Below are 9,633 nucleotides of genomic sequence, written 5' to 3'. Positions count from 1 at the left end.
GTCCTTAAAAACTTTTTCAAAGGTTTCAATTTCCGAGCAGTTAAGACGGATGTATCTTGGAGGAAAAGGGCTGGGCTTGAAATTATTGTATGACAGGATAAAACCAGGAATTGATCCCCTGGGTGTAGACAATTTCTGGTATTGGTTTGTCCTCAAAACAATTTTTAGAGGCAGGCGAAAGAATTCATATTCTTGAACGTCTTATGAACACAAATGAAGGGATTCGAAAAGCGGATGCCACGCTGCCGGAAAGGCTTCTTTTTGAACCCCAGAAAGATGATCCGCAAAAAAGACTTGTTCCTCTGAAACCCATGCTGAAAAAATATTACAAATTAAGAGGGTATGATAATGACGGGCTTCCCCAAAAGTCTTTACTGGAAAAGCTGGGTATTTAATCTAAAAAAAATATCCTGAATCAGGAGTTCTGCAATAGGATAGCAAGTTCTTTATTGATACAATAATAGATATCTTCGTCGCTGCCATAAACATCAATGACATCTCTGTGATTGATCAGTTTTTCCACAATAAATGCTGTTAGATACAGACTTGCAATGTTAGGATTTGAAATAAGTGTTCGAAACGGGGCAACCGTATAATCAATATCAAAATCTTCTGCTTTGCAGAGAGCATCAAGGCATCTTGCTATCTGATTTTCAATACTGGATTTAGAAACCGTCTCAACTAAACCGGTTTCAATGAGTTTCATGGATACCTTATTGCTAAAGGCATCTATGTTGTCCCGGATCGTGCTGATGGCTCTCAACCTTTCACGTTCTTTGGACGATTCGATCTTAGAAAGAAGTTTTGCTTCCCTGTTTCCGGTATAAAATATTTTGGCCATTGAATTATCCTTAATTATCAAAAAACATAAAATATCAATCTGTATTTATATAATAAAAACAGGGCGTTTTTCAAGCTAAAAATTAGAAGTTCTCGATAATAATTTGTGCTGAGGTTTTTTTAAATTTATTGATTTTCAGCCTAAAGGCGATTTTTGAATAATAATCAGGCAGGTCATTTGGGTCACTGATATTAAAATGAAACGCTTCAACCTGATGCCGGGAAACAGAATCGGCTTTTGCAAGAACCATTTTTCTGTGGCTGTTTCCAATGACATGAGAGGATGCCACACGGATATTCTCGCAGATGAAAATCGGTTCAGGATTTGCCATACCAAAAGGTCTTAATCGATCAATTTCTTTGGCCAGGTTGTAATTAATATCCTCTAAATCAAGAATCGCATCTATGGCCAGAGTTTTTTGAAAATCTATTTCTAAATAAATTTTTTCCATATACCGGTTTAAGCTTTGATAAAGGGTTTGTAAATTATCTTTACTAACCGTGAGGCCACAAGCCATGGCATGCCCACCGAATTTTTCAAGCAGTGTCTCACTCTCTATCAAAGCCTGAAGGATATTAATGTTATTGATACTTCGACCGGAACCAATGGCATGGTCACCTGCACTGGATAATAAAATAACAGGACAACTATATTTTCTTGATAGTTTTGATGCAGCAATTCCTAGAACACTCGGGTTCCATTCATCATCCCATAAAAATAAAAGTTTGTTATCTAACAGGTTGGGATATTTGAGCAGGCGGCGTTCAATATCAAATGTAATTTCCTGCTCAATTATTTGTCGTTTTTTATTTAACTGGTCAAGAATAGAGGCAGTTTTATCAGCATTAACGATATCTGGCGTGGTCAGTTGTGTGACACAGATTCTGGCATGGGAGATCCTGCCGGCAGCATTGATTCTTGGAACAATTTTAAATGAAATATCATCTGAATCAATTTTTTTTGAATCAATCCGGCAGATTTGGGCAAGGGATCTTAACCCAAGCCTTGTTCCCTGTCTGATTTTTTTAAGCCCTGCAATGCAAAGCACACGGTTTTCTTTGATCAAAGGAACCATATCTCCAATGGTTCCAATGGCAAACAAATCCAGATAATCTATGAGATTGGGCTCCTTAATATCTTCCCAAAATCCTTTTTCTCTGAAAAATTTTCTTAAGCCCATGACAAGAAAAAAGGCAACACCTACACCGGCAAGAAAGTTTAACCCGGACGGACAATCTTCTCTTTTTGGATCAACCACTGCCATAGCAGAGGGCAGGGTGGAGGAAGGCTCATGGTGATCAGTGATGATGACGTCGATATCTTCAAGATTAGCATTTTTGACTGCTTTATGGCTGCTGACACCGCAGTCAACCGTAATAATCAGATCAATGTCCTGATCCGATGCCATTTGAATATGGTCCGGCGCAAGACTGTAGCCCTCTTTGATCCGATGGGGGATATACCATGATACATTGGCACCACAGTATTCAAGAAAGTCGCTGAGAAGTGCTGTGGAGGTGACACCATCTGCATCAAAATCTCCAAAAATAAGTATTTTTTCTTTATTTTCAACAGCAGTAAAAATCCGTTTTACTGCTTTGTCCAGATCCTTTAAGGCAAAAGGATCGGTAAGATTTTGTAAGCTTGGATTTAAGAAGAAAATAGCATCTTCTACCGTGGAAATGCCTCTGGCAGAAAGAAGCGTAGCCAGAAGAGGATGGCAGTCCATCCCCTGGGTTAGAAGCTCGACTATTTTCTGATCAGGCTCAAAATATTTCAGTATGGTATCCATTTAATTTAAGAAGAATTTATATAAGCAAACCATCATAAAGTCAATTTGCATTGCATTGCATTCCAATATATTGTACTCTGATTTTTCTTGAACCAACTGGAATATCAATGGCATTCGTATGCTTTTGATGGTTTAGAGCGAGCCCTGGAATATGGCAATCAATCGGCTCCAAGGATCAATTTAAATTTAGGTGCAGCATGTTGAAAGATAAATCAAATATTCAGGCTGAATCTTTGAATAAAAGATTGAAGAATAAGAAACAAGTAGAAGAGGATTTATGGTATCAAACCCAGATGCATAAAATTCTGATGAATATTTCATCCCAATATATCAATGTTCCATTGGAGGATGTGAAAGATGCTGTTAATGCAGCATTAGGAGAGATAGGAGAATTTGTTTCTGCGGATCGTGCTTATGTTTTTAATTATGATTTTGAAAAAAACATTGCAGTAAATATTTATGAATGGTGCAACAAGGGTATAGAGCCTCAAATCGATAATTTAAAAAGCAGCCCGCTGGATGCTGCTCCCGACTTGGTAGAATCACATCTCAAAGGTGATCCGGTCACTATTTATGATGTGTCAGCTCTTCCTTCGGGTGATTTAAGGGATATCCTTGAACAGCAACAGATAAAAAGCCTCATTACCGTGCCTATGTTTCATGAAGACAGGCTTGTTGGGTTTACTGGTTTCGATTCAACAAAAAGAAAGCATGTCTACACGAGCATGGAAATTGAGTTAATTAAATTTTTTGGACAGATATTAATTGGTTTAAGGATGCGTATCCAATCAGAAGAGGCGCTTTTGGAGAGTGAAAAAAAATATAGACATCTTTTTAAAAATGCTCCTGCGGGAATTTACGAGATTGATTTTGAAAAATTCAGATTCGTTAACGTGAATGATATCATGTGCAGATATACGGGTTATTCAGAAAAAGAATTTTTATCCATGCATCCCCCGGATCTTTTAACAGAAAACAGTAAAAATTTATATATTCAAAGACTTGAAAAACTGTCTGAAGGAGAAAAGCTGATCCACAATGTTGAACATAATATTATAAAAAAAGATGGTCAAACATTAAATGTTCTTTTGAGTAATGATTTTATTTATGAAAATGGAAAATTAAAAGGAGCACGGGTCGTTGCCCATAATATTACCGACCGCAAGAAGGCAGAAGAAGAAAAAATAAAAGCTCAGAAAGTTTCAGGTGAACATGAAAAATTGGCATTGGTCGGGCAGATAGCAGGAAAAATGGCCCATGATTTTAATAATGTTTTGGGTGTTATTATGGGTAACTCCCAGCTCGCACTTATAGAAACCAAAGAACCAAAAACAAAAAAAGCTCTGGAGTTGATTTTTAAACAAACCATACGGGGAAAAAATTTAACTAAAAATCTGGTTGCCTTTGCCAGGGACCAGGAACCAAAGCAGGAATTTTTCAAGATTAATGAAAAAATAGATCTGGTTCTAAGTCTGTTAAGAAAAGACCTGGAAGGAATTGAACTGATAAAGGAAAATAAAACAGGAATGCCGGACCTGCTTGCTGATTCCGGAATGATCGAACATGCTCTGGTAAATCTTGTGCAAAATTCAATCCATGCCGTTAGTATGGTTAAAAATCCCCAAATTACCATGCGGTCATATTGCGTTGCCGATAATATTTGTTTTGAAATTGAGGATAACGGGTGTGGAATTCTTAAAGAGCACCTTAAGAAGATTTATGAACCTTCTTTCACTTTAAAAGGAAGTAAGGATATAGCCGGTTTATATAAACCCGATATTAAAGGCACTGGTTATGGGATGTCCAATGTAAAAAAATATATAGAACAGCACAAGGGTAATATTTCTATTGAGTCACAATTCGGTTCAGGTACAAAATTTATTATAAGTATGCCTGTTATTAAAAAAGAATTAACAAGTGAAGAAAAAATAAAAATTCGAGAAGAAACAATACATTTTGATAAATATATTCTTCTTGTGGAGGATGAACCGGCAATTTCAGATGTACAATACAGGATATTAACACAGGAACCCTGTAGCCACAAGGTTGATATTGCAAGTACCGGGCAGGTTGCAATGGATCTGTTTGGAAGAAATGAATATGATTTTGTAAGCTTGGATTATATTCTTTTGGGGAAAATTACGGGGATGGATATATATCATCATATTCGCAAAACAAATAAAAATATTCCCATACTGTTTGTTTCAGGGAACATAGAGTTTTTAGAATCCGTAAAAGACCTGAAACAAAAAGATATTAATATCGATCATTTGTCAAAGCCCTGTCAAAACAAAGATTATGTGAACAGCATAAACAGGTTGCTGGAAATATATGAAAACGGTTTATAAGGAATACAGGGTTGATAAAACCAGGATTGGATTTATCCGGTTTATTTTTGAGGCCTATGAAGGTGTGGCCGTGGCAACAACCCTGGATGCTAAAAACGGTCATATACGGCTTGCAATAGCACCGGATCGAATGGAATCAGCCCAAATGATTGTTGAAGAGTTAAAAAAGGATTTTATGTTTAATGAAGTATAAAGGATATGCATATATATATACCATTGGCTGTCAGATGAATGTATATGATTCTGAGAAACTGGCTGCAATATTGAATTCTTACGGGTTTGAAAAAACCGATGATATGGACAAAGCCGACATTGTGGTCTGTAATACCTGTTCGATCCGGCACAAGGCAGAAGAAAAAGCATTTAGTTTTCTGGGAAGGTTTGCCAAAATTAAAAAAAGGAAACCTCATCTGATCACGGTCATGGCAGGGTGTGTGGCCCAGCAGGAGGGGGAAAAAGCATTTTCACGGATTCCGCATCTTGATATTGTTCTGGGTACCCAGGCATTTTCAAGGTTTGGTCAGGCTATTGATGCCGTAAAGTCCGGTAAACAAAGAGTGGTGGACACTAAAGACTCCCGGATGATTTATGAAGCCCTGCCGGATATATCAGACACATCTTTTTTTGATGAAAATAAAATTTCCAGATTTGTTACCATTATGCAGGGGTGTGATAATTATTGCACCTATTGCGTGGTGCCCTATGTCCGTGGCAGAGAAAGAAGCCGGTCACCGGAAAGCATTGTAGAAGAGATCTCTTTGCTGGCTCGGTCCGGTGTCAAGGAGGTAACCCTTTTAGGGCAAAACGTAAATTCATACGGACAAAAAGAAGGTCAAATTTCATTTGTACAACTTTTGACTAAGATCAATAAAATAAATGGAATCCATCGAATACGATTTGCCACTTCTCATCCAAAGGATCTTTCCATAAATTTGATTTTTGCTATCCAGGAGCTTGATAAAGTCTGCAACCATCTTCACTTGCCGGTACAGTCCGGATCAAATAAAATTCTTAAAAAGATGAACAGAGGATATACCCGGGAAAAATACATATTCCGGATTAAGGCTTTAAAACGCGAATGCCCTGATGTTGCGCTTTCAACGGATATCATTGTAGGGTTTCCATCGGAAACCCGGGAAGATTTTAATGATACCATGAACCTTTTACGTGAAATCCAATTTGATTCCATATATGCTTTTGCATATTCTGATCGGTCATCCGCGCCTGCAGCAAAGTTTTCCGAGCAGATTGATGAGAAACAAAAACGTGAAAGGTTAAATAATCTCCTAGAATTACAGGAACATTATACCCAAAAAAAGAACAAAGAACTGGTGGGAAAGACATTAGAAGTCCTTGTTGAAGGTAAAAGCCAAAAAAAACGGGATGGATTTGAGCAAACCCTGAAAAATTTGGAACACCGGAAAAATTTAGTACAAATGGCAGGCAGGAGTGAGTCCAATAAAATCGTGCATTTTCCATCCGAACATGTCAATATAGGCGATATTATCAAGATTAGAATTGAAAATGCATATCCCCATTCATTGTGGGGTCATCCTGTGGGAGCTTGAGAGCAAATGAAAAAAAAAGCTGTAAAGATTGGACAAAATTCCCTCTGTCCATGTGGAAGCGGGAAAAAATATAAAAACTGTTGTCGAAACAAAAAAATGGAAGTCAGTATCAAGGAAGAGTACAAAAGAAGATATGATATCAATCTAAAAGAACCTTACCAGATCGATGGCATTAGAAAATGCGGGGAACTTTTAATGTCAATTCTCAACCAGGTTGAAAAAATGATCAGACCCGGGCTCAAAACAGAAGATATCAATACCCTTGTTCATGAAGAAACCATTAAGGCCGGGGCGATTCCGGCACCCTTAAATTACAGGGGCTTTCCTAAAAGTGTCTGTGTCTCGGTCAATGACGTCATCTGTCACGGCATACCCGGCGATCGTGTTTTAAAAGATGGCGACATTGTCAATGTGGATATCACACCCATACTTGACGGTTATTATGCAGATGCCAGCAAAACCTTTTTTGTGGGAACTCCTACTGAACAAGGAAAGAGAATCGTCAGTGTGGCTGCCGAATCCTTAAAAAGAGGGATCCAGGAAATCGCTCCCGGTGCAACATTGGGTGATATCGGTTATGCCATTCAAAGTTATGCAGAGTCTTGCGGCTGTTCCGTGGTTCGGGAGTTTATCGGCCATGGTGTCGGCATTGATTTCCATGAACAGCCCCAGATTCTCCATTTTGGAACCAGGGGGAAAGGTATCTGCCTTGTCCCGGGTATGGTATTCACCATTGAACCCATGGTTAATCTGGGGAAAAAAGAGCTTCATGTGCTTGAAGACAGATGGACAGCCGTCACAAATGACGGGTCTTTATCTGCACAGTTTGAGCAGACCCTGCTGGTAACTGAAATCGGGTGGGAAAGTCTGACGCCCTATGAGCTTTAAAAGCTTTGGAATTGTCTTTTTTTCATATGCCTATATTGCATTTGTGGGCTTAAGTTCGGTTATAATGTTCCCCATTGCCTGCTTTATTCGATTGCTGACTCAATTTTTTGATAAGCGGCTTATTTTATTGAATCTATTTACATCTTTCTGGGCTTGTCTATATATCTGGTGTGTGCCAATATGGTCGGTAAAAATAACAGGCCGGCAAAAGATGGACATGAAAAAAAGCTATGTCATCGTATCAAACCATCAGTCGCAGCTTGATATCCTTATGGCTTATCGTCTTTTTTTCCCCTTCAGGTGGATTTCTAAGGCGGAAGTGTTTAAACTGCCGTTTATTGGGTGGAACATGGTATTAAACGGGCATGTAAAACTCAAAAGAGGTAATAAGGAGAGTATTCGGCAGATGATGGATCAGTGTGAACAACTTTTAAAACAAAATATTTCCATCATGCTGTTCCCGGAAGGAACCCGGTCAAAAACAGGAATTGTAAAACCCTTTAAGCCGGGTGCGTTTATTCTTGCCAAAAAAACGAAGAAACCGATTCTGCCTCTGGTGATCAATAATACCAAGGATGCCCTGCCAAAATATTCTCTAAAACTTCAGGGCAAATATCGGATAAAAATCAGAGTCATGGATGAAATACCCTTTTCAATATTTGAGCATATGGAGATCGATGATATTGCAAAGATGGTACAAAAGATGATCAGCTCCCATGTCAAGGAGCACATTGTTCTGGAACAGGAAAAGTATATTGGTGGACTTACAGACTGCTGACTCCGGCAATCGAAATGGTTTTAATCCTTTCAACAAACTGCTGTGTAAGGACGCTATCGGCTATATGGGTATAGATCTTACCATCTGCCTGGACGCCTCTGATTTTTCCATCATATAAAAACCATTGAAGAAGTGTTTTTGATAATACCTCTCTGTTGGAAAATGTTTTTGTTTGAAAGTTGGAAAATGGTTTTGGTTCCGGTATGTAACCATCTATATCAATCAAGTGCTTCATAAAATTTAAGATTCTTGAAAGCCTTAACAGGGTAACCGCTTGTATTCTTGTTGTTTTATCATTTAATGGAAGTGCACTAGACCGCATCAGGCAAAAGCTTTTTGGCAGAATTTTTCTATCCTTGCAGAGCTGATAATCAAGGCTTCCGGGTGCCGGATAAAAAATTGACAGCCCGGCAAGGGTCCTTTTTTGTGTCAGGTATAAAAGATCATCCAGAGAACTTTGTGCAGTCTGGCCGGGTGCGGCAGCAATAATATATGAAACGCATTCAAGATCATACTTCTCAGCCAGTAAAAGAGCCTTTTCAAAAGCAGCTCTCACATCACGCCGGTTAAATTTTTTTAATTGATCTTTTGATGTTGATCCCAAAGAAAGATTGAGGGTTTTAAAACCCGAGTTTTTCATCAATGAGACGATTTCCTCATCAAGTGCCGGAGGATACAATCCATTCATGGCCCGAAGCTCTACATCTTTATTTGGAAACAGGCATTGGATTTTTGAAAAAAGTTGAAGAAACCATTGTTTGTTTAAACATAGGTTTTCATCTTCAAAATCAATAAATCCAATGTCATGATCCTTTGTCTGATATTCAAGCTCCAGGATTACATTTTTAACGGAACGCTGCCTGAACGGTGCATAGGAGGATGCGGCAGATACAGAACAATATGAACACTGCATGGGACAGCCCCTGCTTGAAACAATAATACTGGAGCCTCTGTTTTTTCTCTGGTAAAAATCTTGATTGATCAGATCTGTGGCAGGTATTGGAAGGCTGTTAAAGTCTTTGATCCAGGATGGGTTTGAAATAAATATGGACTCATTTTTTTTAAAGGCAATTCCGGGAATCTGTTCTAAATCCGAATCGTTCTTTAGCGCCTCACAAAGCTGTGCCATGCTGGTTTCCCCTTCACCTCTCAGCACAAAATCAACAGCAGAGCATGCCAGTACTTTTTCAGGAAATATTGTAGGATGATGACCCCCCAATACGATTTTACACTGCGGATAAAATTTTTTAATGGTTTGGGCTGTTTTTAAGGCTTCATTACAATAAGCCGTAAACAAGGAGGATACGCCCACAACAAAGGGTTCTTTATCCCGTATTTTTGTTCCGAGATATTCATAGCTGTATCCAAAATGTTTAAATGCATAAAAAAGGGAAAAAGCCGTGACATCGCTTTTACCA

Annotated in this window: 10 protein-coding genes; 7 read left to right on the top strand and 3 right to left on the bottom strand. The window is 38.5% G+C overall.

Going from position 1 to position 9,633, the window contains the following annotated elements; genetic code table 11:
* Together K8S13_RS03640 and K8S13_RS03635 are read left to right on the top strand one after the other, a co-directional pair.
* On the top strand, positions 1-196 hold a 196-nt coding region (locus K8S13_RS03640; protein ID WP_291460525.1), incomplete at its 5' end, for an aldehyde ferredoxin oxidoreductase N-terminal domain-containing protein.
* Positions 147-395, top strand: coding sequence for an aldehyde ferredoxin oxidoreductase C-terminal domain-containing protein (locus K8S13_RS03635; protein ID WP_291460523.1), 249 nt, complete (start codon positions 147-149; stop codon positions 393-395). The genes K8S13_RS03640 and K8S13_RS03635, both read left to right, overlap by 50 nt.
* Before the next feature lie 20 nt (positions 396-415).
* On the opposite strand, the gene K8S13_RS03630 is transcribed toward K8S13_RS03635, so the two are convergent.
* Together K8S13_RS03630 and recJ are read right to left on the bottom strand one after the other, a co-directional pair.
* The gene (locus tag K8S13_RS03630; protein WP_291460521.1) at positions 416-841 is read right to left on the bottom strand and encodes a hypothetical protein; all 426 of its coding nucleotides are present in this window, start codon (positions 839-841) and stop codon (positions 416-418) included.
* An 82-nt stretch (positions 842-923) separates the two neighbouring features.
* Complete coding sequence (gene recJ / locus K8S13_RS03625; RefSeq protein ID WP_291460520.1) at positions 924-2,633, bottom strand: single-stranded-DNA-specific exonuclease RecJ; 1,710 nt, start codon at positions 2,631-2,633, stop codon at positions 924-926.
* A 197-nt stretch (positions 2,634-2,830) separates the two neighbouring features.
* Between recJ and K8S13_RS03620 the strand changes: the two genes are divergently transcribed.
* Genes K8S13_RS03620 through K8S13_RS03600 form a run of 5 tightly spaced genes read left to right on the top strand, consistent with a single transcriptional unit; the run spans position 2,831 to position 8,215 of the window.
* Positions 2,831-4,981 (top strand): PAS domain S-box protein, encoded by a 2,151-nt coding sequence (locus K8S13_RS03620; RefSeq protein ID WP_291460518.1) that lies wholly within the window; start codon positions 2,831-2,833, stop codon positions 4,979-4,981.
* Positions 4,965-5,174 (top strand): DUF4911 domain-containing protein, encoded by a 210-nt coding sequence (locus K8S13_RS03615; RefSeq protein WP_291460515.1) that lies wholly within the window; start codon positions 4,965-4,967, stop codon positions 5,172-5,174. Before K8S13_RS03620 ends, K8S13_RS03615 begins: the two co-directional genes overlap by 17 nt.
* A complete protein-coding gene (gene miaB / locus K8S13_RS03610) occupies positions 5,164-6,549 on the top strand; it encodes a tRNA (N6-isopentenyl adenosine(37)-C2)-methylthiotransferase MiaB (protein WP_291460514.1) in 1,386 nt (461 codons plus the stop codon). Before K8S13_RS03615 ends, miaB begins: the two co-directional genes overlap by 11 nt.
* Before the next feature lie 6 nt (positions 6,550-6,555).
* Positions 6,556-7,437 (top strand): type I methionyl aminopeptidase, encoded by an 882-nt coding sequence (gene map, locus K8S13_RS03605; RefSeq protein ID WP_291460512.1) that lies wholly within the window; start codon positions 6,556-6,558, stop codon positions 7,435-7,437.
* A complete protein-coding gene (locus K8S13_RS03600) occupies positions 7,427-8,215 on the top strand; it encodes a 1-acyl-sn-glycerol-3-phosphate acyltransferase (protein ID WP_291460511.1) in 789 nt (262 codons plus the stop codon). Before map ends, K8S13_RS03600 begins: the two co-directional genes overlap by 11 nt.
* Here the strand turns inward: K8S13_RS03600 and K8S13_RS03595 are convergent.
* Positions 8,202-9,633: radical SAM protein (locus K8S13_RS03595; RefSeq protein WP_291460510.1), on the bottom strand; the 1,432-nt coding region annotated here is incomplete at its 5' end. The genes K8S13_RS03600 and K8S13_RS03595 overlap by 14 nt on opposite strands.

It is taken from the genome of Desulfobacula sp., assembly GCF_021107415.1.
The sequence above is the reverse complement of the archived record's forward strand: the minus strand, read 5'-3'. Positions and strand labels throughout refer to the sequence as shown.